General features: G+C 70.8%; 21 protein-coding genes and 2 pseudogenes. 13 read left to right on the plus strand and 10 right to left on the minus strand.

Annotated elements, in window-relative coordinates:
- Positions 1-67 precede the first annotated feature (67 nt).
- A complete protein-coding gene (secD, locus tag OOK31_RS36510) occupies positions 68-2,416 on the minus strand; it encodes a protein translocase subunit SecD (RefSeq protein WP_267091728.1) in 2,349 nt (782 codons plus the stop codon).
- A 99-nt stretch (positions 2,417-2,515) separates the two neighbouring features.
- Entirely contained in the window at positions 2,516-2,893 is a 378-nt protein-coding gene (locus OOK31_RS36515; protein WP_267091729.1) for a hypothetical protein, read from the minus strand.
- A gap of 453 nt (positions 2,894-3,346) precedes the next feature.
- Here OOK31_RS36515 and OOK31_RS36520 point away from each other — a divergent pair, with 453 nt between their 5' ends.
- The gene (locus tag OOK31_RS36520) at positions 3,347-3,484 is read left to right on the plus strand and encodes a hypothetical protein (RefSeq protein ID WP_267091730.1); all 138 of its coding nucleotides are present in this window, start codon (positions 3,347-3,349) and stop codon (positions 3,482-3,484) included.
- Between the two features lie 34 nt (positions 3,485-3,518).
- Positions 3,519-3,701 carry a hypothetical protein gene (locus tag OOK31_RS36525; protein WP_267091731.1) on the plus strand — a complete coding sequence of 61 codons (183 nt, stop codon included), beginning with the start codon at positions 3,519-3,521 and terminating at the stop codon, positions 3,699-3,701.
- Positions 3,702-3,923: 222 nt separating this feature from the next.
- On the opposite strand, the gene OOK31_RS36530 is transcribed toward OOK31_RS36525, so the two are convergent.
- Positions 3,924-5,414 carry a dienelactone hydrolase family protein gene (locus tag OOK31_RS36530; RefSeq protein ID WP_267091732.1) on the minus strand — a complete coding sequence of 497 codons (1,491 nt, stop codon included), beginning with the start codon at positions 5,412-5,414 and terminating at the stop codon, positions 3,924-3,926.
- Between the two features lie 429 nt (positions 5,415-5,843).
- Between OOK31_RS36530 and OOK31_RS36535 the strand changes: the two genes are divergently transcribed.
- Complete coding sequence (locus tag OOK31_RS36535; RefSeq protein ID WP_267091733.1) at positions 5,844-7,028, plus strand: sensor histidine kinase; 1,185 nt, start codon at positions 5,844-5,846, stop codon at positions 7,026-7,028.
- Positions 7,025-7,687 (plus strand): response regulator transcription factor, encoded by a 663-nt coding sequence (locus tag OOK31_RS36540; protein ID WP_267091734.1) that lies wholly within the window; start codon positions 7,025-7,027, stop codon positions 7,685-7,687. Before OOK31_RS36535 ends, OOK31_RS36540 begins: the two co-directional genes overlap by 4 nt.
- A gap of 65 nt (positions 7,688-7,752) precedes the next feature.
- On the opposite strand, the gene OOK31_RS36545 is transcribed toward OOK31_RS36540, so the two are convergent.
- The 4 genes and pseudogenes from OOK31_RS36545 to OOK31_RS36560 form a co-directional block, all read right to left on the minus strand.
- Positions 7,753-9,186 (minus strand): MFS transporter, encoded by a 1,434-nt coding sequence (locus OOK31_RS36545; RefSeq protein ID WP_267091735.1) that lies wholly within the window; start codon positions 9,184-9,186, stop codon positions 7,753-7,755.
- Complete coding sequence (locus tag OOK31_RS36550) at positions 9,179-11,020, minus strand: glycoside hydrolase family 15 protein (protein ID WP_267091736.1); 1,842 nt, start codon at positions 11,018-11,020, stop codon at positions 9,179-9,181. Before OOK31_RS36550 ends, OOK31_RS36545 begins: the two co-directional genes overlap by 8 nt.
- A 322-nt stretch (positions 11,021-11,342) precedes the next feature.
- Positions 11,343-11,516 (minus strand): annotated as a pseudogene (locus OOK31_RS36555) (site-specific integrase); the annotation flags it as partial.
- 157 nt (positions 11,517-11,673) lie between these two features.
- Positions 11,674-12,618, minus strand: coding sequence for a LysR family transcriptional regulator (locus OOK31_RS36560; RefSeq protein WP_267091737.1), 945 nt, complete (start codon positions 12,616-12,618; stop codon positions 11,674-11,676).
- A gap of 71 nt (positions 12,619-12,689) precedes the next feature.
- On the opposite strand from OOK31_RS36560, the gene OOK31_RS36565 reads away from it, so the two are divergent.
- Both OOK31_RS36565 and OOK31_RS36570 read left to right on the plus strand, forming a co-directional pair.
- Positions 12,690-13,424: an SDR family oxidoreductase gene (locus OOK31_RS36565; protein WP_267091738.1), complete on the plus strand. Its 735-nt coding sequence runs from the start codon at positions 12,690-12,692 to the stop codon at positions 13,422-13,424.
- A gap of 333 nt (positions 13,425-13,757) precedes the next feature.
- Positions 13,758-14,432: a hypothetical protein gene (locus OOK31_RS36570; protein ID WP_267091739.1), complete on the plus strand. Its 675-nt coding sequence runs from the start codon at positions 13,758-13,760 to the stop codon at positions 14,430-14,432.
- 202 nt (positions 14,433-14,634) lie between these two features.
- Here the strand turns inward: OOK31_RS36570 and OOK31_RS36575 are convergent, their stop codons facing one another.
- Entirely contained in the window at positions 14,635-15,873 is a 1,239-nt protein-coding gene (locus OOK31_RS36575) for an NAD(P)/FAD-dependent oxidoreductase (protein WP_267091740.1), read from the minus strand.
- Positions 15,874-15,971: 98 nt separating this feature from the next.
- Here OOK31_RS36575 and OOK31_RS36580 point away from each other — a divergent pair, with 98 nt between their 5' ends.
- The gene (locus OOK31_RS36580; protein WP_267091741.1) at positions 15,972-16,988 is read left to right on the plus strand and encodes a YafY family protein; all 1,017 of its coding nucleotides are present in this window, start codon (positions 15,972-15,974) and stop codon (positions 16,986-16,988) included.
- A 226-nt stretch (positions 16,989-17,214) separates the two neighbouring features.
- Here OOK31_RS36580 and OOK31_RS36585 read toward each other — a convergent pair whose 3' ends face one another.
- On the minus strand, positions 17,215-18,843 hold the full coding sequence (locus OOK31_RS36585; protein WP_267091742.1) for a CocE/NonD family hydrolase: 1,629 nt from the start codon (positions 18,841-18,843) through the stop codon (positions 17,215-17,217).
- A gap of 170 nt (positions 18,844-19,013) precedes the next feature.
- Here OOK31_RS36585 and OOK31_RS36590 point away from each other — a divergent pair, with 170 nt between their 5' ends.
- The 4 genes and pseudogenes from OOK31_RS36590 (at position 19,014) to OOK31_RS36600 (ending at position 21,386) form a co-directional block, all read left to right on the plus strand.
- Complete coding sequence (locus tag OOK31_RS36590; protein WP_267091743.1) at positions 19,014-19,730, plus strand: TetR/AcrR family transcriptional regulator; 717 nt, start codon at positions 19,014-19,016, stop codon at positions 19,728-19,730.
- A 177-nt stretch (positions 19,731-19,907) separates the two neighbouring features.
- A pseudogene (locus tag OOK31_RS39605) lies at positions 19,908-20,414 on the plus strand (family 1 glycosylhydrolase); the annotation flags it as partial.
- Positions 20,415-20,439: 25 nt separating this feature from the next.
- A complete protein-coding gene (locus OOK31_RS36595) occupies positions 20,440-20,664 on the plus strand; it encodes a family 1 glycosylhydrolase (protein WP_267091744.1) in 225 nt (74 codons plus the stop codon).
- A gap of 92 nt (positions 20,665-20,756) precedes the next feature.
- Positions 20,757-21,386 (plus strand): HAD-IA family hydrolase, encoded by a 630-nt coding sequence (locus tag OOK31_RS36600; RefSeq protein ID WP_267091745.1) that lies wholly within the window; start codon positions 20,757-20,759, stop codon positions 21,384-21,386.
- 90 nt (positions 21,387-21,476) lie between these two features.
- Here the strand turns inward: OOK31_RS36600 and OOK31_RS36605 are convergent, their stop codons facing one another.
- The gene (locus OOK31_RS36605) at positions 21,477-22,172 is read right to left on the minus strand and encodes a hypothetical protein (protein WP_267091746.1); all 696 of its coding nucleotides are present in this window, start codon (positions 22,170-22,172) and stop codon (positions 21,477-21,479) included.
- A gap of 328 nt (positions 22,173-22,500) precedes the next feature.
- On the opposite strand from OOK31_RS36605, the gene OOK31_RS36610 reads away from it, so the two are divergent.
- Entirely contained in the window at positions 22,501-23,136 is a 636-nt protein-coding gene (locus tag OOK31_RS36610; protein ID WP_243339124.1) for a VOC family protein, read from the plus strand.
- 140 nt (positions 23,137-23,276) lie between these two features.
- Positions 23,277-23,717: a hypothetical protein gene (locus OOK31_RS36615; RefSeq protein ID WP_267091747.1), complete on the plus strand. Its 441-nt coding sequence runs from the start codon at positions 23,277-23,279 to the stop codon at positions 23,715-23,717.
- Positions 23,718-23,894: the final 177 nt, after the last annotated feature.

The following is a 23,894-nucleotide window of genomic DNA, read 5'->3' on the forward strand; positions in this document are numbered from 1 at the left end:
AGCTCCGTGGAGGCCCGGTCGGCGTGTGATGGAGGCTGCCCTCGACCTCAGGGCCGTCCTCGCGGGCTCAGACGGCCGCCCCCGTCCCCCTCTCCTTCTTCCTCCGTGCCTCCAACGAGCTGTACCCGTCAGGGACTTCCTTCGCGGCGCGGCGGCCCCGTGCCGGTGGGGGTGTCGGGTTGCGGTGTTCCAGGGCGATCGCGATCGGGACCGCGGTGAAGATGGTCGAGGCGATGCCGACCAGGACGCCCGCGATCAGCGCCACGGAGAAGTCCGCCAGCGAGTCGCCGCCCAGTACCGCCAGTGCGGTCAGGATGAACAGGGCTCCCATGCCCGTGTTCACCGTGCGCGGGAGTGTCTGGACCACCGCGTGGTTGGCCGTTTTCTCCAGGTCGCCTCGGGGGTCTCGGCGGCGCGCTTCGCGGACGCGGTCGAAGACGACCACCGTGTCGTTCACGGAGTAGCCGATCACTGTGAGCAGCGCCGCCAGGAAGACGCTGTCCACCGGCCTGCCCAGCCAGGCGAACAGGCCCACCACGAGGAGGACGTCGTGGACCATCGCAGAGACTGCCGCTGCCGCCAGGGTCCAGCGGAACCGCACGCTGAGGTAGATCAGCTGGGCGGCCACCGCGATGCCCAGGGCCAGGAGCGCCTTCTGGCGCAGTTCGCTGCCGAGGCTCGGGCCGATCTGTTCGTCACGCTCCACCGTGACGGTTCCGCCGGGCTCCTCCAAGGCCGCCTTGACGCGCTGCTGTTCGTCGTCGGTGAGTTTCTCCGTGCGTACGGTGATGTCGCCGTCGCCGGACTCCTGCACCACCGCGCGCGGGAACCCCGCGTCGGACAGGGCGTTGCGGGCCGTGTCCGCGTCGACGGACCTGCTGGTGCTGTACTCGACGAGGCGGCCGCCGGTGAACTCCACGCCGAAGTCCAGGCCGCGGATGAGGATTCCTGCGACGGCCACCGCCACCAGGAGTGCGCTCGCGCCGAGCCAGCGGCGACGGTGGCGGACCAGGTTCGGGTTGCGGCGGGACAGCCATGTGCGGACCCGGCCCGTCGAGGCGATGCCCGTCAGGCCGGGGCGCTTGCGTACGAAGCTGCGGGCGACGGCGAAGTCCGCGAGCGCGCGGGTGATCACGAGCGCCGTGAGCATCGATGCCAGGACGCCGATGCACAGGGTGACCCCGAAGCCCTTGACCGGGCCCGTGGCGAAGAAGAACAGCAATCCCGCGGCGAGCAGCGTCGTCACGTTCGAGTCGATCACCGCGCTCCACGCCTTCGCGAAGCCGGTCTTCACCGGCTTCGCCAAGTCCTTGGAACGGACGCCCAGGTACTCCTCCCTGGCCCGTTCGAAGACCAGGACGTTCGCGTCCACCGCCATGCCGATCGCCAGGACGAACCCGGCGAGCCCCGGCAGCGTGAGCGTCGCGCCGAGCGCCACCAGAGCGGCGTACGAGATGAGGCCGTACAGCGCGAGGGCCAAGGCGGCGAGCGCGCCGAGGAGCCGGTAGACGACGGTGATGAACAGTGCGGTCAGGGCGATGCCGATGAGCGCGGCCTTGGTGCTCGCCTCGATTGCGTCGGCGCCGAGCGTCGGGCCGACCGTGCGCTGCTCCAGGACGTCGAGGGGCACCGGCAGCGCGCCGCCCTTCACGAGCGCCGCCAGGTCGCGCGCCTCGGCCCGGCCGAAGTCGCCGCTGATCTGCGTGGAGCCGCCGGTGATACCGGTCCCGCACACCACGTCCGCGGTGACGCCGGGCGCCGAGATGATCTTGTTGTCGAGGGTGATGACGACGCGGCGTTCCGGAGCGCCCTGAGGCGCGCAGGCCGCGTCCGAGGTGATCTTCGCCCAGGTGTCGCCCGCGCCCTTGCGGAAGTCGAGGGAGACCATCCAGCCGCTGAGCGACTGCTGGTCCAGGACCGCCTCGGCGTCCTCGACCCCCTCGCCGGTGAGGGCGGTGGGGCCCAGCTTCAGGTGGTTGCCCGGCTGGTCCGGGTCGGGCAGGGTGCGCGATCCGTCGGCCTCGGGCTTCGCGGAGCCCTTGTCGGGTGTCGCCCCCGTCACCGGGTGGACCGTGAGCTGTGCGGTGCGGCCGATGACCTCGGCGGCCTTGCGTGGGTCCTGCACTCCGGGCAGTTCGACGATGATCCGCTTCTCGCCGGAGCGGGCGATGCCGGGTTCGGAGACGCCGAGGGCGTCGACGCGCTGCCTGAGGACCTCCAGAGCGCGGTCGGTGGATGCGGCGTCGGCCTTGACGGTGGGTGAGTCCCGGGTCTCCAGGACGATCTGGGTGCCGCCGCGCAGATCGAGGCCGAGGCGGGCGGATTGGGTGAGGGCGATGTAGAGGGACAGCGCGACGGCTGCCAGCGCGACGATCGCTCTCCACAAGGGTGGGCGGGACAAGGGTGCGCGAGACATGCGTACTCCACGATGAGGGCAGGACGGAGGGACGCGTGACCGGCCCCGCGCGGTGTGCGCCGGGTCAGAAGGGTCAGGCGTCGATGACGGTCTGCGTGCTCATCGGTGGGGCGGGCCGCGCGGGGCGGCGGACTCGGCCGGCCTGCGCGGCGGCGCGAGTGCGGTGGCGGGGCCCGTGTCGGGCCCGCCCAGTGCGCGGCGCGGGGCCGTGTCGACGGCCGTACGCGCGGGGCCCGCAGGCTGCGGGCCCGGGATGTGGGCGTCAGGTCGGTGCGTGACCGCGACATGCCGCGCCGGGACGTCGTCCGGTCCTGCCCCTTGTCCGTCGTGCCCCGCCACAGTGTGGTGGGCGAGCGGCCTGTCGGCGGGCACGGGCATGCTCTGCGCCCCGGCCACGGGGACGAACAGCGCGAGGACGGTGACGACGAGGGTCAGCGCGGACGCGGCCAGGCGCGCGGAGCGGCTCTGTTGCGGCACGCGTCCCCCCATCCCTTCGGTGCTCGCCGGGTGCGCACGGCGTGGCCCTGCCCTGCTCAACGTATGGGGCGCCCCGGTCAGTTCCGTGTTCCTCGGCAGTTCTTCGGAAGCAGAAGAACTTCAGCAACAGCGCGAAACCCAGCCGGTTCGCCGCCCCCGACTTGCTCCGAAGCCGCTCCTGGTCCTCCTCCACACAGCGTCCAGACCTCGATCAAGTCCTCCGGCTCCCACTCCTGCCGCACTCCGCACTCCCGCCGGTCTTCGTGACCGGACCAACGTCGCCGAGCGGCTCCTCAAGAATCCGGAAAGATCGAAAACCCGGACAAGCTCACCCCGGATTTGCTAGAGAGAGCTACTTGTCACTTCGTGGCAGCTTCGGGAGGACAGGGCCAAGCCCTTACGGTCCGCTGCTCCCCGGCGCGCAAGGTGATGGTCACGGGAGGCGTACCGGGCGTGCAGCTCGTGGAGGGGGAGGGCCTGACGGAGTGTTCCCTGCCGCTCAAGATGTTCGGCGACGGCCACTGCCGGGTCACCGTCGAGGACGCGCACGGGCGGCGTGCCTGGAGCAACCCGATCCACTTGTCCCGGTAGCCGACCCGGTCCGCTGCAGAAGGGAACTCCCGCCATGCTGTGGCCCGCGCTCCGCGCCCTCTCCCAGGGCGAGCTGACACCCGACCGACTGCGCTTGCTCCTCGACACGTTCCGGCTCGAAGAAGCACCCCGTACGGAGGGGCCGGGAGCGGACGCGAGCATCGCGCACCGCTCCATCACCCCCCCGCGAGGAACGGAAATCAGCGGTAGCCGCTGACCCGGATCATGGTCCGGTCGGGGTGAGGGTGCTGACGCGGTTCTCGTACGCGCGGCGGCTCTTGCGCTGGGCCGGGACCGCCGCGGTGCCGTCGAGGGGCCGGCAGCGTTTGCCGACAGGCCGGCCCGGCGCGCTGGTCCGCGGTGGGGACGGCACCGCGGACCGCACTCCGGCTGGGGAACGGGAAACGGCCGTGCCGTTCGGCTGCCGCCACACAGCTGATCAGCGGTTGTTGCTCGGGCCGTAGACGCTGAGGCCGCCGTAGGCCGACAGAACGCCGGGCAGGTCACCGGGTTTGTGCCGCAGGGTGGTGTCCAGGAAGGCGAGAGTGGTTGCGGCGACGACGCGCGGGCTCTCGGTGCGGCCCAGGGAGCCGGCTATCGAGGGCACAGGCGGCAGGTACAGGGGGCCGTCCATGAAGGTGAGGTGTGCGGCGCCGGGGATGGTGAGCCGGTAGCTCGTCGCGGTGTTGAGCTCGAGGGCCTTGGTGAGGCGGGGTATGTACTGCGGGTCGGTTGCGGGGGTGATGGCCTGGGTGAGCGCGAGCGTCGGTTGGTGGAGGGAGGGGGAGGTGGGGCCGTGCGGGTAGCCGTCCAGATCGATGACGGCATCGAACCGGTGATCCTGCCGGGCTGCCTGCAGGGCGGCGGCACCACCCACGGAGTGGCCGGTGACCGCGACCCGGCCGGTGTCCAGGCGTCCGGTCAGCGGGCCGGCGATCTCACCTCGGCCCAGACCGTCCAGCTGAGTGAGGACGAAGCTGAGGTCCGCGGCCCGAATTCCCGTTGTTTCGGCGGCCCGTTTGTTGTCTTCGTCGTCGTCGCCGGTGGAGACGATCTTGGTGTTGATCGTCCGGCGGTCGGCGAGGACGACGGCGGCGGAGTCGTACGGGTGGTCGAGGGCGGCGACCGCATAGCCGTTGCTGGCCAGTTCCTCCGCCCAGGCGGTGTTCTGGGTGCGCACTCCGCCCAGCCCGGGAGAGAACAGCACGACCGGGAACCGTCCGCCCTTGTCGGCCACCGGAGCGTCGAAGACCGAATGGGTGTGGGCACGCGGGACGCCGTCGACCAGGAAGCCGGGCAGGCCGGCATAGCGCGCGAGGGCGTCGGAGACGGTGCGCGCCTCGTGCTCCGTGCGTCCGAGGTACTGGGCCCGCTGCGCGCCTGCGGGGCTCTTCTGCGCGGGGTACCAGAGCTGGACCACGACCGTGCGCCGGTCGTGCGGGTCGGCGGTGGCGGTTTCGGGGCGGTCCGGGTCGGTCCACTGCATCACGCGGGTGCCGACCGCGAAGTGGCCGGACGGTTCGGGGAACACGGGTACGGGAAAGGCCCAGGCGGCCGACGGGCCCGTGGCGATCAGGCCCACGCAGGCCACCGATCCCGGCAACGCCAGCCACCACCGGGCCCGCCACGCCGGCCGGCCGGTACGTCGTCGAATCAGAGGAGAGACGGCGAACGGCAACGCGAAGGCGGCGCCTGCCAGTACCGGCAGCATCTGCCAGCGGATCCCCACCACACCCAGCACGATCGCGGACAGCACGAGAACCGCCCCCGCCGCGATCGTGACGCGTGGGCGGGCAGCGAGGGGAAGCCAGCGCGCCACTACCAGCGCGGCGGCACCCAGCAAGGCAAGGATTTCCAGGGGGGACATGTGCAGTCCCGTGATGATCTCGGTCACCCGGCCATCCTCGGCGCGGGGTACGCGCTGCCACATCGGTCCCGGGTCGCCACCGTGTTGCAACCGGAGTCGCAATCGAGCACGCCAGGTGAACGGCCGCTTTGCGACCGCGGAAGGTAGCGGGACTCATCCTGCGGTCGTACGTCGGCGCGGTGCCATCAGACGGTGGGCTCATGTGCTTCGCGGGCCCGCGGCCTACCGTGACAGAGCCGCGGTACGCGCCGGGGAGCGCGGGGTGTGCGCTCCTTGTACCCGACCCGACCCGGCTCCGGCTGTACGCGGTGGTGGCCCCGGCCGGGGCCACCATGCTGCTGAAATCGACAGGGACGTGTGATGACCGAGGCGGCCTCAGAGCCGGGCGATGCCCACCCGGTTCGCTACCGGGACCGCGCGCGGCGGACGAGGACTGCCGTACGGCTGACGAGGACGACCGTACGGCTGACGAGGTACGCCGACCCGGCCCCCGTGCGAGCGGCGCGACCGGGGAGAGCCGTCCGGCGCTGGGGCCTCCGGCTGCCGCCCATGGTGTGGGACTGGCTGTTGCCGGCGCTGCTCCTGCTCAACGTCATGACCACGCGCGCGCCGCAGGAGCTGCCGGTGGCCGTGGCCCTCACCGCGGCCCTTGCGCTGCCCCTGGTGTGGCGGCGCCGGGCCCCGCTCACGGTGTTCGGCGTCGTGGCAGCCGCAGCCTTCGTCCAGTGGCTGATGGACGTCCAACTGCCGGCGGACATCGCTTTGCTGGTGGCTCTCTACACGGTGGCCGCGAACTCGGGCCGGCGCGGCACGCTCGTCGCCGGTGCCATCGTGGAGGGCGGGGCCCTGCTGGCCTGTCTGAGCTGGGCGACGGAAGGCGCGTTCCTGACCCCCTTCGTCGCGGTGACCGCGATGGTCGTCGCCGCCGCCGTCCTGGGGGTGAACGTGCGGACCACACGCGCCTACCTCGCGGCCCTGGAGGAACGGTCCGCACGTCTGGAGCAAGAGCATGACCAGCAGGAGCGGCTGGCCGTCGCCGAGGAGAGGACACGTATCACCCGGGAGATGCACGACATCGTCACCCACAACCTGTCCGTCATGGTCGCGCTCACCGACGCCGCCGTCTACGCGCAGCACCGGTCGCCCGACAAGGCCACCACCGCGATGCTCCAGATCTCCGAGACGGGCCGGCAGGCCCTGACCGACATGCGACGCTCCTTGGGCGTCCTGCGGACCGACGAACCGGACGCGGAGCGCCACCCGCTGCCCGGCATCGCACAACTGGCAGCCCTCGCCGACCAGATGTGCGCCGCCGGGCTGCCGACCCGCGTCGACGTCCAGGGCGGCCACACCCACATACCCGCCACCGCACAACTGACCGTCTACCGCCTGGTACAGGAAGCCTTGACCAACACCCTCAAGCACACACCCACCGGCACACACGCGAAGGTCCGGATACGGTGCTCGACCGAGACCGTCACAGTGGACGTCACCGACAGCGGCCCCCGCCCGCCGCTTCCCGGCGCCACACCGTCCGGCCACGGCATCTCCGGCATGCGCGAGCGCGCGGCCGCCCACGGGGGGACGTTGCGGGCCGGACCGCTCCCGGGCGGCGGCTGGGGAGTCCACACCCGCCTCGACCTCGACCTCGACAGCAGCGGAGCGGCGTCCGCATGACGATCCGCATCCTGATCGCCGACGACGAAGCGCTGCTCCGTATGGCCTTCAGCACGGTCCTGGAGACCCAGCCCGACATGGCACCGGTCGGCGAAGCGGCGGACGGCATCCAGGCCGTACGCCTCGCCCGGGATCTGCGCCCCGACGTCGTCCTCATGGACGTCCGGATGCCCGGGACCGACGGGATCGAGGCAACCCGAGAGGTCATCCGGATCTCCCCGAAGAGCAGAGTACTGATCCTCACCACCTTCGACCTGGACGAATACGCCTTCGCCGGGCTCAACGCCGGAGCCTCGGGCTTCTTGCTGAAGAACACCAGGCCCGAGGAACTGCTCACCGCGATACGCAGTGTGGCCGCGGGCGACGCGGTGGTCTCACCGCGGATCACCCGCCGCCTGCTGGAGAACTTCCGCCCGCACATCCCCGACGGCAGCAGCGCCGACCGCAACGAGCGGCTGAGCCGACTCAGCGCCCGTGAGCGCGAGGTGCTCATCAAGGTGGGCTGCGGCCTGTCCAACACCGAGATCGCGGCCACCCTGTACCTGGCGGAGGCGACCGTGAAGTCCCATCTGGGGCGAATACTGCAGAAGCTCGAACTCCGCGACCGGATACAGGCCGTGATCTTCGCCTACGAAAGCCGCCTCATCCACCCGGCATGAGGTCGGCAGGGAGCGATTCGGCGCCGCACCACCACCTCCGGGACGACGGACAGGCAACCTCTTCCTCACTCATCGCCGGTCGGGCTCGGTGAGGCTTGTCGGCCGGTGGGGGCGGGGGTGTGGGGCGGGTGGTGGGGGAGGAGCACGGCGGCGGTGAGGCCGATGAGTCCGACGGCTGCCAGGGTGATCATCGCGGCGGCGTAGGCGTGGCTGGTGAGGCCGGCGACGAGGATGGTGCCGGCGACCGCGGTGCCGAGGGAGGAGCCGAGGTTGGAGACGCTGCGGGACAGGCCGGAGATCTCGCCCTGCTGGTCCTCGGCGAAGCTCGACTGGACGATGTTGACCGAGGGGGTGAGCATCACGCCGAGTCCGAGGCCGATGAGGAGGAGTCCGGGTGCGAAGGCCCAGGGGCTGGGGGAACCACCGACCACGACGATCAGGACGACGATGCCGGCGATGGTGGTGACGAATCCCGTGAGGATGAGGGTGCGCTGGGCGTGGCGCTTGGCGAGGCGTTCGGCTGCCAGGGAGGACACGAGGATTCCGAGGGTGGCCGCGGTGAAGATCACTCCGGTCTGGATCGCGTCGTAGCCGCGGACGACCTGCAGGTAGGAGGCCACGGTGAAGGACACCCCCATCAGGAGCAGCCACTGGGTGTTCTGGGTGACGAGGCCGAGGTTGGAGCTGCGGATGCGGAACAGGCTGGTGGAGAGCAGCGGTTCCTTGCCTGCGCGTTCCCTGGCTCGGACCCAGCGGAAGAAGGCGAACAGGAAGAGCGCGCCGAGGGCGAGGAGGGCGAGCATCAGCCAGCCGTTGTCGTCGGCGGCCAGGATTCCGGTGACGACCAGGACGAGGCCGACGGCGGACAGGACGGTGCCGACGGTGTCGAAGGGGCGGGTCGGGTCCGGCGGCAAGGGGTCCTCGATGCGGCGGCTGAGGACGATGATCACGACGATCACCAGGGCCTGGAACACGAACGCGGCCCGCCAGCTGAGTGCCGAGGTGATGAGTCCGCCGATCAGCGGGCCGGCCGCGGCGCCGATGCCTCCGAGCGCCATGATCGTCCCGAATGCGCGGGCGCGTGAGGTCATCTCCGTGAAGAGCAGTGTGGTGAGGATGTAGACGGGCGGGATGAGCAGGGCGGTGCCGACGCCTTCGAGGATCGAGTTGCCCAGGATGAGGACGCCCAGGCCCGGTGCGGCGGCGCTGAGCAGGGCGCCGACGCCGTAGACGACGAGGCCGGTGAGCAAGCACCGTTTGCGGCCGTAGCGGTCGGTCAGTTTGCCGCCGGGGATCATCAGGGCGGCCATGACCAGCAGGAAGATCGTGATGGCGACCTGGACGCCCTGCACCGTCGTGTCGAGGTCCTCGCTGATGTCGTTGATCATCACGTTCATGTTGGAGCCGGCGAAGCTGCAGATGAACTGGGCGAGGGCGAGCGGGGCGATGACCCTCCGCAGGGCGGCGGGTGTGTTCGGGGCGGGGGTGGGGTCAGCCATCGGTGCCACCGCGTTCCGCCGTGTCGAGTTGCTCGTCGAGGGCGATGGCCGCGGCCACCAGCGCGAGGTGCGTGAACGCCTGGGGGAAGTTGCCCATCTGTTCGCCGGACGGGCCGATCTCCTCGGCGAACAGGCCGACGTGGTTGGCGTAGGTCAGCATCTTGTCGAAGGCGTAGCGGGCTTGGTGGAGGCGGCCCGAGCGGGCCAGTGCCTCGACGTAGAGGAAGCTGCAGAGGTTGAAGGTGCCCTCGGAGCCGCGCAGTCCGTCCGGGGATGCCTCGGGGTTGTACCGGTAGACGAGGCTGTCGCTGACGAGTTCCTGCTCCATGGCGTCCAGGGTGCTGAGCCAGGCCGGGTCCGTGGGCGAGAGGAATCCGACACGGGGCATCAGCAGCAGGGAGGCGTCCAGGACGTCCGTGGCGTAGTGCTGGACGAAGGCCCGCCGCTCCTCGTTCCAGCCGCGTTCGACGATCTGCCGGAACACGGCGTCGCGCTCCTGCGCCCAGCGAGCGGTGTCGGCGGGCCGGGAGTGGAGGGTGGCGAGTTTGATGCCGCGGTCGAAGGCGACCCAGGTCATGAGGCGGCTGTAGGTGAATTCCTGCTGCCCGCCGCGGGTCTCCCAGATGCCCTCGTCGGGCCGGTCCCAGTGGTCGGCGAGCCAGTCCAGCACGTCGGCGAACTTCTTCCAGCCACGGATTCCTCCCATCTCTCCGGCCTGGGCCAGGGCGTCGGCGGCCTCACCGTAGATGTCGAGCTGGATCTGGTCGGCGGCCGCGTTGCCCGCCCGTACCGGGGCCGAGCCCTCGTAGCCCTCCAGGTGGTCCAGGACTTCCTCGGTCAGGTGGGGCTCCCCGTCGATGCGGTACATGATCTGAAGGGGCTCGCCCGAGGCGGTGCCGCCGGCCTCCAGGCGATCGCGCAGCCACCGGCGGAAGGCCGCGGCCTCCTCGGTGAACCCGAGATCGGACAGCGCCCTGACCGCCAGGGAGGAGTCACGGACCCACGTGTAGCGGTAGTCCCAGTTGCGTTCGCCGCCGATCTGCTCGGGCAGCCCCATGGTCGCGGCAGCGATCGGAGCACCGGTGGGGGCATAGGTGAGCAGCTTGAGGGTGATCGCGGAGCGGTTGACGATGTCACGCCACCGGCCGCGGTAGGTGGAGGAGCGCAACCACCCGTGCCAGAACCTCCGGCACGCCTCCAGCTCCGCCCGGATTTCGTCGGGTACCAGCTCCGCCGGGGCGGCGGCGCCGCTCGCGTCGGAGGTCAGGACCACGGCGGCGGTCTGCCCGGCGGTGAGGGTGCAGCGGGCGGTGAGGTCGTCGTCATCGGGGTGGAGCACGAAGGGGCCGGTGACCTGCAGGTGCAGGTCGGTGCCGGGGCCGTGGAAAACCGTGGACGCCTCGCCGGTCCGCTCCAGGGTGTGCGAGGCGCGACCGTAGTCGAACCGCGGCCGACAGGTCAGGCGGAAGTCCATGCTGCCCCGCACCACCCGCACCACCCTCACCAGGCGGTGCCGGTCCGTCGGGGTCCCGGTGGTCAGGGGGGTCATGAAGTCGGCGACCTCGCCGACTCCGCTCGGCGCCATGAAACGGGTGACCAGAACAGCGGTATCGGAAAGGTAGAGCTGTCGGACCACCGGCTCCTGCCCGCCGGGGAGGTGCGCGGCCAGCCGGCAGTAACCCCCGCGTTCGCTGTCGAGCAGCGACGCGAACACGCTGGGCGAATCGAACCGGGGCGTGCACCACCAGTCGATCGTCCCGTCGGAGGACACCAACGCGGCCGTCTGGAGGTCACCGACCATCCCGTGATCGGCGATCGCCGGGTAGGCGCTCATAAGAATCTCCCGTCGTCCGTTGGAGCCGTGGCGGCGGCCGACGGACGGGAACATCAGGGTGCGCCCTCGGGGAACGTCCAGCCCGAGAGACCCGGACCCGCCACCCGACACGGGCCCGCCTGTTAGGCCGGCCGATGACACAGACAAACGAGATGCGACTCCGACAGCGCCTACACCAAGGCCCTCAGGCGCATTCTGCCGTCCGATCTCCGGCACAGTCGGATGACGCGCGGAGACCGCGGGGTGACTCTGTTGGTGGCCAGGTCAGTGGCTGCGGGCTAATGGGGGGCGTACATGGCGTACATGCTCACGGCCATCGCCACTCGTCCAGCAGCGCGCGGGCCTGCCCGTACGACAGCCGGGCGAAGCCGATGTCAGGGCATACGCCGCGCGGGCTGACGACCTTCCCCGGTCCGGGGCGGCGGTGAGTGACGAACACCGGCCCGCCGGTGCGGCCCTTGAGCAGCCGGGGCAGCAGCCGGGCGGTGCCGGCGTCCGCGGTCAGTCGTCATCACTGCCTGTTGGTCGTGTTCCCGCGGCATGCGCATGGCGGTGACGGGTGGGGGCTGGCCATTCTTCGCGCCGGTTGCTGTCTGGTATCGGGGCGAGGAAAGAAGCGCGTGGGCGGCGCGACCAGGGGTTGAGTACGCCGGTCAGGCCAGTGCGGTCATGTGGTCAGGCTGGTGGGCGGCGACGTCGTGGGCGGCTTGGACGAAGGCGGCGACGGCCGCGGATCGCGAGGTCTCCGGCCAGGCGACCATGACCGCGCTGGGGCTGAGGCCGGTGACCGGCCGGTATGCGATGTCCGGGCGCTGGTGCCGCTCGGTGGTGGAGAGTGACAGGAACGCCACCGCCTGGCCCAGCGCGACCACCTCCAGGAGTTGCTCGACGCTGGCCACGAGCGGCCCCTCAGGAGTGTCGGCCGGCGCCAAGCCTGTGTGGCCATCGCCTGCTTCCGCTCCGTCGCATCCGGTGTAGTAGGCGGTGGTGGAGGGGGCGGCCCCTTTCCAGCGCGGGATCGGTTCGCCCTTGAGGTCGGTCAGCCGCAGTCGCCGGCGTCCGGCCAGGCGGTGCGCGGCGGGGAGGACGGCCAGTCGCGGCTCGACCACGAGCGTCTGGGAATCCAGCCCTTGACCGTCGAACGGGCTGCGCAGCAGCGCTACGTCGGCACGGCCGTCCCGCAGCATGGCGATCGGCTCTCCGCTGCCGCCGACGACGACTTCAGGCGGCGGCAGATGCGAACCCGTTCCCCGGTAGGCGGCGAGGATCTCCCGCAGCAGCCCGGCATCGCCTCCCGGTTTGACCGCCACGACGAGCTGGGGTGTCGGCTGACCGGCCCGGCGTGCACGCCGGGCCGCCGCGTGCACCGCGTCGACCGCGATCCGGGCCTGGTCGAGCAGCACCTGACCGGCGGTGGTCAGCCTCACCTGCCGGGTGGTGCGCTCCAGCAGGCGTACCCCGAGCCGGGACTCCATCTGAGCGATCGCCTTCGACAGCGGGGGCTGCGCCATCCCCAGGCGTTGCGCGGCCCGGCTGAAGTTCAGTTCCTCGGCGACCGCGATGAAGTACCTCAGCTCCCGCACCTCCAGCTCACTCATATCTGTGGACTATAGATCCAGAGTCTTCTGGTCTTTCCCTGCCGCCCGTGGGTGAGGGGAGGCTGGGTGCCATGACGACTTCGCAGAAGACTGCTTTGATCACCGGCGCGAACAAGGGCATCGGCAAGGAAACGGCGCGCAGGCTCGCAGCCCTCGGCATCACCGTGCTGATCGGCGCCCGCAACGCCGAGCGTGGCGAGGCGGCGGCCGAGGAGCTTCGCGCGGGCGGCGCCGACGTACGGTTCGTTCCGCTGAACGTCACCGACGAGACCTCGGTCCAGGCCGCCGCCAAGCACATCGACGCCACGTTCGGCCGCCTCGACATCCTCGTCAACAACGCCGCGATCGCCGCCGGACCGCAAAAGCCGAGTGAAACCCCCGCCGCCACCGTCCGGCAGGTCTACGAGACCAACGTGTTCGGCGTCATCGCGGTGACCCACGCCATGCTCCCCCTGCTCCGCCGCTCCGCCGCCGCACGCATCGTCAACATGTCCAGCGAACTCGGCTCCCTCACCCACCTGGCCGACCCGGGCAGCCCGTGGTCCGCCTACTCCTCGATCCTCCTCCCTTACTGCACCTCGAAGAGCGCGCTGAACGCGATCACCGTGCTCTACGCCAATGAACTGCGCGCCGAAGGGATCCTGGTCAACGCGGTGAGTCCCGGCTACTGCGCGACCGACCTCAACCGCCACAGCGGGATACGCACGGCGGAGGAGGGCGCGGCCGTCGCGGTTGACCTGGCGACGGCGGGCGAGGACGGCCCGACGGGCGCCTTTCTGGCCGAGGACGGGCCGATTCTCTGGTGAGACCATGCCGCGCCGTCTCCGCCCGAAGCCTGACGGGGGTGTTTCAACCCCCGCCGTGACGATCACTGGCCTCTTGCGCGGCGCCCATCCCCAGGGGCCTTACTGGTAGTTGGTGGGCGCACAAGCCAATACGGGCACGAGGTGATCACTCATCTCGCGGAGTCAGCGTCAAGGGCTGGGCCGCGGGTCAGCCGGCGCTTTCCATCGCGGTTGTGTGCTCGTCGTGCTCACGCAGCATGCGCATGACGGTGGCAGACCGCCCCGCCGTAGCGCCCCACACCCCCGGCGCCGTACCCAGCGACGCCCTGCCCACTGCCCCATGCCGGATCTGGCATGTCCTCAGACGCGACCGAAGGCATCCTGTTGAGTACCCCCCAGAAGAAGAAGGAGGACCGGGAAGCATGCTTGGGCTGCGTCGGCGGCCTGCTCGTGCTGTTCCTGTTCGTCTACTCGGCGCTGTCCGGCTGCGAGGCACCCGAGGCGGACCCGAAGCCGTGGCCGTCGCCGTCGGTAAGCAGCTCGACCCGGGCCCCGGTGCCGTCGTGGACGCCCCCACCGCCCCCACCGGTCATGCCGGTCATGCCGGACCTGAAAGGCAAGACCCCGGCCGAAGCCCTCGCGCTGATCCCCGGGTACACGCCCGACAAGCGGGTGTGGCTGGACCCCATGTACGAGGAAAGCCAGCACTGGACAGAGATTACCGACCCCCGCCCCTGGAAGGTGTGCAGTACGCACCCGCAAGCCGGACAGCAAGTCGGGACCCTGACCGGCTTCGGCTGGGCCTACCTCCAAGTCGTAGCCCCCGACGCCGAATGCCCCGTCTGGTGGAAGACACTCACCGGCCGCGCTCCGGGCGACCCCGAGCCGACCCCCACTCCGCCGCCGGCTCCGGTGCCGACGTTCGAGGCGCCCGAGGTCCCGGACGTCCCCGAGACCGGCGACGACGATGGCGATGACCGTGGGCGCGGCAATCCGCGGTACTGCCGGGGCCGCGTCTGCAACGGCTGACCGCGCCCAGCAGTGCGCCCCCACCGGAACGGATCCCGCGGGGGCGCACTGATCGGCAAACGGGCTACGGGATCCGCCCGTAGCCGTTGAAGGGGCATCCACTGGTCCCGGGCTACCTGATGAACCTGGCTTCCCGCGAGCGGCGACCGGCCCGTGCGCGACCTCTTGTTCTGAGTGCAGGGCATGGGCGTCGCGCGGCTCGTCAGTGACGTAGCCGGGCGGCTGCGGCCAGAATCGGGGTGCTCACGACGGTGGCTGCGGCGCCGAGCGTGGTGTCGGTGGCCAGGATCCACCGGACGGTCTTCATGGCCAGAGTGAGGACTTCGCTGCCGCGCTGGCGCATGCCGGCCTCGAAATGGTCCACGGCGTCGGTGAGGGTGGCGGTGCCGTCGGCAGCGGCGCTGACGTGCGTGAGCAGGCTGGCGGCGTCGCGGATGGCCGCGCCCGCTCCCATTCCGGCGGTGGGCGGTGTGGCGTGGACAGCGTCGCCCAGCGCGGTGATACGACCCGCAGGCCAGGGTGCGAGATCCTCCGCGCGGGTGGAAGCGGCGTTGAAGCGGAATCCGGCCACGCTGTGCGGGTCGGCTTGGGCGATGACCTCGAGTGTGTGCTCGGCCCAGCCCCGCTCGCGGAATCGGCCGAGCAGCGCGGCCTGCAGTTCGCCGCCACGCAGGTCGCGCAGGGAATCGGTGCTGGTGGATTCGGGGAACATGGCGCCCCAGATGTAGGTGGGTCCGGTGGTGACCGACATCCGCAACTCGGGAGCGTCGAGCGCGGTGTTGCCGACCGGGTCGAGGAATCCGACGTAGAGCGCTCCTCCGCGCGGGCCGATCGCCAGCCCCGATCGTGGCCTGAGCCGCTGCTGCTCGCCGGGGCCGAGGTCTCGCCGGAGGGTGCGGCCGGAGAACCCGATGATGCCCGCCGGGCTGCTGGTCGGGCCTCCCGCCAGGTGGCGGGCGACTACCGAGTGGGTGCCGTCCGCGCCCACCACCAGATCCGCTGAGACCGGCGCCCCGTCGGTGAACAGCACTCGGGGCGCGCCGTGGTCATCGTGGCCGACGCCGGACACGTTGCATCCCAAGTGCAGGTCATCTCCGACGGCTTCGGCCAGAAGCATCCGCAGGGTGATCCGATCGACGTCGATGCTTGCACTGTCGCTGAGGTCCGGCCCGTGGCCCAGCAGCCGGCCGCGGCGATCCCAGAACGCGTCGCGCTCGCGCAGTCGCAGCGCCGACCCCGATGCCAGCAGCCGCTGCATGATCTTCGGTTCCACCAGGTCTTTCAGCGCCGCCTGCGCCCGCTCATCCAGGGTGATGTGGTAGCCGCCCGTCGCCGCCACATCGGTGTCCCGGTCGAATACCGCCACCTCGAACCCCCGGCGACGCAGCCCCGCCCCCAATGCAAGCCCGCCGATCCCGCCACCAACCACGACTACCCGCATATCCGACACCGTCCTTTCCGCCGCTGCTCACTGAACAGAACCCACCGTGACACCGGTAGTGGACACCGAGTGGCCAGTACCGGTGTCAGAGTGGGACGATGGCGAACACCTCACACCGGGCGTTGCGGCTGTTGTCCCTGCTCGGAACGGGACGGCAGTGGCCGCTGCGCGAGCTCGCCACCCGGCTCGGGGCCAGCGAACGCACTGTCCGCCGCGACATCGAAACTCTGCGCGCGCTCGACTACCCGATCGCTACCATCCACGGCCCCGATGGCGGCTACCGGCTCGGAGCCGGGCGAACCCTGCCGCCGTTGCTGTTCGACCACGACCAGGCCCTCGCGGTCGCGGTGGCCCTGCAGACCGCGCCAAGCGCGATGTTCGGCCTGAGGGACGACGCGGCGCGGGCACTGGCGGCTCTGCACCAGGCCATGCCCCCTGCGCTGCGGGCATCCATGGAATCGCTGCGTCTGACGCGGCTGCAGAACTATTGGGAGTTCCCCGCGCCGCCCATCGACCCGGCGGCCCTCACCGCCGTCGGAACCGCGGTACGCCACCGCCACCTACTCGTCACCGAGACACTGCGTCCCGACGGCACACGCCCCGAACCCAGTGACCCCGACCACCTGCCCGCCCACCGCATTGAGCCACACCACCTGGTCTTCTGGGCCGCCCGGTGGTATCTGGTCGCCTACGACCTCACCGACAACGAATGGCGAGTGCGCCGCGTAGATCGACTCCACCCCCGCCCCACCACACAGTGCTTCGCCGCCCGCGCGCTTCCCCACCCCGACCTCGCCCACTTCGTGATGAGCACCCACGACCGCGGCGACACCCCCGCCGTCTGGCAATGCACCGGCACCGCCCGGCTCAACCTGCCCGCTCACATCGTGGCCCGCTGGGCACCAGGCGGCTCCGTCGTGGAACACCTCGACACCGAGTACTGCCGGCTCACTCTCGGCGCCTGGTCCTGGGCCGGCATCGCCGGCATCCTCGCCACCTTCGACACCGAACTCACCGACCTCCACCCACCCGAACTCGTCCACGCATGCCGCCGTCTCACACGCCGATGGGCCACGATTGCCGACACCGAGAACCTCGGTCCTTCTCATGAATGAGTAGTTCTGAGAGATCACGACCGCAGGGTGCAGCCCGGCCGCGTCGTACGGCCACTCCGTGGTCGAGGGCGGCCCGCTCGACGGGCTCCGGTCGGCGGCGCGCAGAAAGTCGGCGACCTCGTCCGGCATGTCGAGGGTGACCGGCAGTTCCGGCGCCGGGACGCCCCCTGCTCGATGGCGGTGTGATCGGGCAGGAGGGCGGCGATGGGCCGTCGGGGCCGGCTGGTCAGCCGTTCTCCGCAGGGCTGAGCCCGGAACCGTGGGCGGGCGTCGCGAGCACCAGCGCCGAGTCCGCGTGGAGCGTGATGCGCACCGGTGTGAAGGTGGTGGCGTCCACCGGCGACTCCCCGTTGCCGGGATTGCGGGCGTAGCGCGGATGGGCGCCTCCGCTGATCTGCCAGCGAATGCGGTGGCCGGCCTCGAACCTGTGGGCGGTCGAGCTCATCTCCACGGTGACCTGCGACGGCTCCTGCCCGTCCGTCCGCAGCTGGCCCAGCCCGTCACAGATGTTGACGGAGCGGCCCTGCGCGTCCACGTCGCACAGGCGGGTGAAGACGTCGGTGTGACCGGTGTCCGTGGAGATGCTCAACCGTGCCGAGATCGGCCCGAGGACGTCCACGGGCTCGGTCAGCGGGGGGCCGGTGAACGTCAGTACGTCGTCCCGGGCCTCCAGGGTGCTGTTGTCGCGAGGGCCGGCGGTCCGGGAGAGCAGCGGGCCGCCGAGGGACGGGGTGGGGTCGCTCGGGTCGTAGCGGAACGACGTCACTGGTGCGCGGTCCGTGGGGGCCTGCTGGGTGAGATCTCCCTGCGCGGTGGGGAACCACGGGCTGACGGCCGTGGTCGGCGGCCATTCGTCCATGTCCCGCCAGGCGTCTTCGCCGCCTACGTGCACGCGCACCTTCGTGGGACGCAGGTCTGAGGGGTCGGCGTACAGGTGGGCGCGCAGCCAGGCGAGGCTCTCGGCGAACACCTCGGGCCATCCCTGTTGCAGGGCGGAGGTGTGGGTCCAGGGGCCGACAAGCAGGGAGGTCTCGCATCCGGCCCGACGCAGCCGGTCGTACTGCTCGAAGGTCTGGTCGGCCAGCGCGTCGTGCCATCCGGTGATCAGGCTCGTGGGCACGCTGTGCCGCTCCGCCACCTCACCCAGGGACGCGCCGTGCCAGTACGCGTCCTCGGCGTCCGGGTGCGTCATCACGTCGTCCAGCCAGGGCACTTCGCCCCCGAGGGCCGAGGCGTGCGCCCCGCGCAGCGGCTGCGCGGTGGTGACTTCACGCAGGCGTCGTTGCAGGCGCAGGGTCGCCTTCACGAACGGTGCCATGCCCTGGTGCTGGTAGGTCATGCCCGCGCCGACGGCGAGGGCGGTCTCCAGGTTGAGCGCACCGTGCGCGTGGAACAGGGCGTGGGGATCGTGCAGGCCCACCTGCACCACCATCGCCTTCAGCTCCGGCGGCGGGTCCGCGGCGAGGGCCCACTGCACGTAGCCCAGGTAGCTGGGGCCGACGGTACCCAGCGTGCCGTTGAACCAAGGCTGCTCGCGCAGCCAGGACACAGTGGCCCGGCCGTCGGCGGCCTCGTTGCGCCACAGGTCGAACGTGCCTCCCGAACCGCCGGTGCCGCGGCAGCTCTGCACGATCACGTGGAAGCCCTGTTCGGCGAAGAGCAGCCCGTACATGGGGGACCACGGCAGGCCCCTGCCGTACGGCGAGCGCACCAGGAGGGTGGGGAAGTCGCCTTCGGCGCGCGGAAAGTAGTGGTCCGTGATCAGCGGGCTGCCGTCGGCGGCCGGCACCACCAGTCCCGGCTCCCACCCGACATCGTGCAGCTTGGCCGGGAGACGTCGCCAGGTCGCCCTCATCATCCGTGAGGAAAGGGGCGGCTTCCCGGAAGGCGGTGTCCAGGTCGGGCTCAGCACAGAACCGTGCGTGCGTGACGTCATCGTTCCCCCTCTATTCTCGTACCGTGTACGAGAATAGAATACTTGACTGAGGCCCACAAGGGCTGTCGATCAAGGAAGGAGCGTGGAGCATGCCGCGTGACGGAGAGGCCGGCGCCCCGGGCGTCGACCCCCAGCAGCTCTGGCTGAGCTCTGGCCAGCCGCGCAGGGGCCGCAAGCCCACCTACAGCCGGGAGGCGATCACCGAGGCGGCCGTCGCCCTGGCGGACGCCGAGGGGATCGAAGCGGTCACCATGCGGAAGGTCGCCGAACGGGCCGGAGCCGGCGTCATGTCGCTCTACAGCTACGCCCCCGACAAGGAGACCCTGCTGCACCTGATGGTCGACCACGTCAGCGGCGAACTGCCGACCACGGGCGCGCTCACCGGCGACTGGCGCGCCGACCTGAAGGCCATCGCCCACCTCCAGCGCGCCCACATGCTGCGGCACCGCTGGCTGCCCGCCGCGCTGTCCACCCGGCGCGTCCCCGGGCCCAACACCCTGGCCTTCCTGGAGCATGCGCTCGCCGCCCTGCGGCCCGCCGGGCTGGACGGGATGGCGAAGATGGAGATCTTCGCCCAGCTCACGGGGTTCGTGGCCGGGCACGTCGGCCACGAGATCGCGCAGGCCGAAGCCTCGCAGTCCCCCGACCGGGCAGCGGCCGAAGCCCGCTACCTCGTCGCCGTCGCCACGGACGGCCACCACCCGGAACTCGCCGAGGCCATTTCGGCCCCGGGGCGTCCCGTCACCCCCGAAGCCACTTTCACCCGGTTCCTCAACCGCCTGATCGACGGCCTCGATACCGACTGATCCCTGTCCCGCCTCGTTCGGTCTTGCCGCCGGACAGCGTACTGACCCGCACAGAGGCAAAGTCGAGCGAGACGCCGAAGTCCCGTTCGCCGACAGGCTCCGTCTCCGGGCCCAGATCCGTCAGGCGGACCACAGCACCTGCCTTGTGCACCGGATTGGAATTGCGCGGCACCGCCGGTGATACGTTTCCACGGAGATCAACTTCCGTGGGCCGGTCCCCTCGGCTGCGGTGCAAGGCACTACCGGGAGATCCTCGGGGCCGGCCGTCGGGCCGGCCTGACGATGTGGGCGTGCCTGCTGCACACCGCCCTGCCCGTCTGGTTCGCGGCCGAGGGCGGCTTCCTCGCCCCGACGGCCGCGGCGGCATGGGCCCGCCACGTCGACTTCGTCGCCGAGACGTTCGGCGACCTCGTCGAGGATTGGATGCCGGTCAACAACCCGGCCGGCTACGCGGAAAAGGCCTACCTGCGGGGCACGTTCCCTCCCGGGCACACGTCCCAGGAGGAGTTCCTCACCGTTCTGCAGGCCGTTCACCAGGCGGACTTCGAGGCCGCACTCCGGCTGCGCCAATCGGGCAAGCCCACCTCCACCAACGAAGCTCTGATGTCCCTGCACCCGGCTGACGACAGTGCCGAAGCGGCGGGGGCCACCGCTCTCATCGACGCGGTCATCTGGGACACCTGGCTGAACCTGGCCCGGACACCGCGCTATGAGGACGCCTTCGACCAGTACGGCTTCAGCTACTACTTCACCGCAGCGGTCGCAGGTCCGCGATGCCATCGCAGGCGGAATGGACATCACGGGCGTGCACCTGTGGAATGGCGTGGACAACTACGAATGGCTCGACGGCTACACCGTTCCCTTCGGGCTGTTCGACCGCAACCGGGTCCCGAAGCACAGCGCACACATCGTGCAGTCCTTCATCCGCGGCTGACAGCCCCCGATGACGACGGGCCGGGACTACTGCCGACCGCGCGTCCGTACCCCCGGCCCCGCCCCTACCCCTCACACCCCTGGAGTTCCCGTATGTCTCACCGCACCGGCCTCGTCCTCGACTTCGGCGGGGTGCTCACCACGCCGCTGCTGCCGGCCGTGCTGGCCTTCGAACAGCGCGAGGGGCTGGCCCAGGGCGCGTGCATCAAGGCGCTGTACATGGACGCAGAAGGCATACGTCTCACCCACGAGCTGGAGCGTGGTGCGATCACCCAGACCGACTGGAACGAGGCCGCTGCCCCCAAGCTCGGAGTCTCTCCGGACAACCTGATGGGCCGGATCTTCACCGACCTGCGACCCGAACGCGTCATGCTCGACGCGGCCGCCGCGGCCAAGCGGGCCGGGATCAAGGTCGGCATCCTGTCCAATTCGGTGGGACTCGCCCCCTGGGACCTGTACGACGGCTACGAGCTCGAGACCCTCTATCACGGTGTCGTCATCTCCGAGTGCCACGGGATGCGCAAGCCCGAACCGGAGCTCTTCGAGGTCATGCTGAAGCTGCTGGGCCTGTCGGCCGAAGAGTGCGTATTCGTCGACGACACCGAGGAGTACGTGCGGGCGGCGGAGAAGCTCGGCTTCGCGGGGGTGCACGCGCTGCAGCCTGAGAAGACGGTCTCCCAGCTTGAGGACCTGCTGGGTGTCACCCTGACCGACGCCGGCTGATCCGACGGGTGGCCGGCGCCCCGAGGGGCCACTGCAGGTCGTGCTCGACCGCTGCGGCTGGGCCACCGGGAGGATGCCCGGGCATGCGGGTCATGGGGACGGGGGCTGGGTGAGGCGCAGCCACGCGGTGAGTGCAGCCTGGAGTTCGAGGACGGCTGGGCGGTCGAGGGTTTCGCCTGTCCTGCCAACGCGAAGGGTGACGGCCTGCGGTGAAACGCTCCAGCCCACGGCCAGCCGTTGGGGCGAGTTGATTTGTGAGCCGTGAGCGAGGGTGCGCAGCATCGCTTCCGTCCGGGGCGGTACCGGACTCCGGCGGGGGCGCCAGAGGACGCTCTTGGGGCGGGTGGGCAGGCCGAGAGCTGTGCGGAAGTCGTGGATGGCCTCATCCAGCGACTGCTGGGTGTTCGACGGCGCCGCACTCAGAAAGGCCCGGGCCAGTTCGGGATGTGGGCGGGCGGTACCGTACTGCCCCTTCACAACCGGATGTTCCTCCACGTCCAGGCGCACGCACGCCGGAGGGACGAGCGGGTGGGTGTAGCCCTTCTTCGTCCAGGATGTGTGGAGTTCGCGCAGGGAGAGGATCGGCCGGGCCAAGGGAGATTCGGTCTTCGCCCAGCCCCGGTCCGGGTGTGTCAGCTGGAACGGGACGTCAGGGCGCGGCATGCGGGGCAGCCGCCCGGGGGCGCCGTGGGCGCGGTGGAGCACACCGGTCGCGGTCAGTACGACGGTCACCTGCCGGTGTTTGTCGTCGTTGCCGAGCTGGAACCCCACCACGGTCGTCGGCATCAGCCCTCCCCCAGCACCGCCCGGATGCTGGCCTCTCACGTTAGCGTCGTGGGCCGCTCCCGCACGGGTGAACCCCCAAACGTCGCCGGACGTGGCCCCTGGCAGGTCGTCTCCGCTGACCACAGCAAGGAACACGTCTGCTGAACGGATGACGCCTCGGCCGGCTCGGGGAAGCCGAGGCGGCAGCGCTGCTGCCTGGTTTCGACCGGGCCTCCTCCGCCGGGATGACGGTGATCGATCCGCTCCACGTCTGAATCCACGGCCGACGCGGCCGGGGCGGCGGGCGTGGCGTCGGGATTTGTGCGGGTCGTCGGGTGATGATGGCGCGGTGCGACTTGATCACGTGTCCTATGCGGTGGCCCGCGACAGCTTCGTCTCGACCGTCCAGTGGATCGGATCGGCCCTGGGCGCCGGGTTCGTCGACGGGGGCGTGCACCCGCGATTCGGCACCCGCAACTTCATTCTCCCGCTGAGCGGCGGAACCTACGTCGAGGTCGTCACCACACTCGACCACCCCGCCGCCGACCGCGCACCCTTCGGCCAGGCGGTCGCGCGCCGCGCCGCCGAGGGCGGCGGCTGGCTCGGTTGGGTGGTCTCCGTCGACGACATCGCCCCGGTCGAGGCCCGCCTCGGCCGCACCTCGGCCGAGGGCCACCGTGTCCGCCCCGACGGGTTCGACCTGAGGTGGAAGCAGATCGGCCTGCTGGAACTGCTGGAGGACCCGCAACTGCCCTACTTCCTTCAGTGGTCGGTCCCCATCGAGGAGCGCCCGAGCGCCGACCCGCGCACCTCCACCACCATCCACGGGGTCTCCATCGCCGGCGACGCCGCCTCCATCGCCGAATTCCTCGGCGAACCGGCCGACCACCCCCTCGACCAGATCGACGTCACCTGGGTCGAGGATGAGGAACCGGGCCTGGTCTCGGTCGAGTTCGCCACCGCCCACGGCCCGGTCACGATCTGACCAGGGCCCGACTGCCCCGCGGGAGCAGCCGGCTGGGGTCTCCGCCCCGCCGACCAGCGCAGACCCGGAAGTGAGCCGGAGGACGTCGTCAGCGGCATTCCCGGTGGCCAGGGGCATGGAAGCCGTCCTACCCTCCGACCATGGAGGATGAGACAGACAGCCGGGAAGAACCGCCCTGGATCCCCGATTGGGAGAACGGGACCGGGCTCCTCGGCGTCGACGACCCGGCCATGGTCGACGCCGCCTTCGAACGCGGCGAACCCCACGTCGGCTGCGCGGTGATCGGGCTTGCCCTGAACCATCCTGACCCCGAAGCCATCCTGCCCCGCGTCGCCCGGGCCCTACGCGCCACCGACCCGACACGCCGGCATCAAGGCACGGTGGCCCTCGCACACGTGGCACGGCTGCACCGCACGGTCAACCAGGAATGCCTCGACCTGCTGCGTGCCCGGCCACGCGGCAACGAAGCCGACGACGATCTGTGGACCTTCGTCCCGCGCCGAAGACTGCCCTGGTGGCTCTGGCGCCACCAACTCCCAGGCCACCTCACATGGCACCTCTACGAACGCTGGCGCCCGTAGCTGCCCGCCGGCCACTGACAGACCCGCTGGCGGGGCAGCGGCGCCCCCCGACCGGAGGCCTCGTCGCGGCGATCGGCCCCGGCCCCGGTCCCGGTCCCGGCCGTAATTCGGTTGCCCTGGCCGTGGGTCGTCGCTGCACTGTGGCCAGGCACCGCGAGTCGTGGTGTCTGGCATCCC

Source organism: Streptomyces sp. NBC_00249 (genome assembly GCF_026342355.1).
GTDB lineage: Bacteria > Actinomycetota > Actinomycetes > Streptomycetales > Streptomycetaceae > Streptomyces.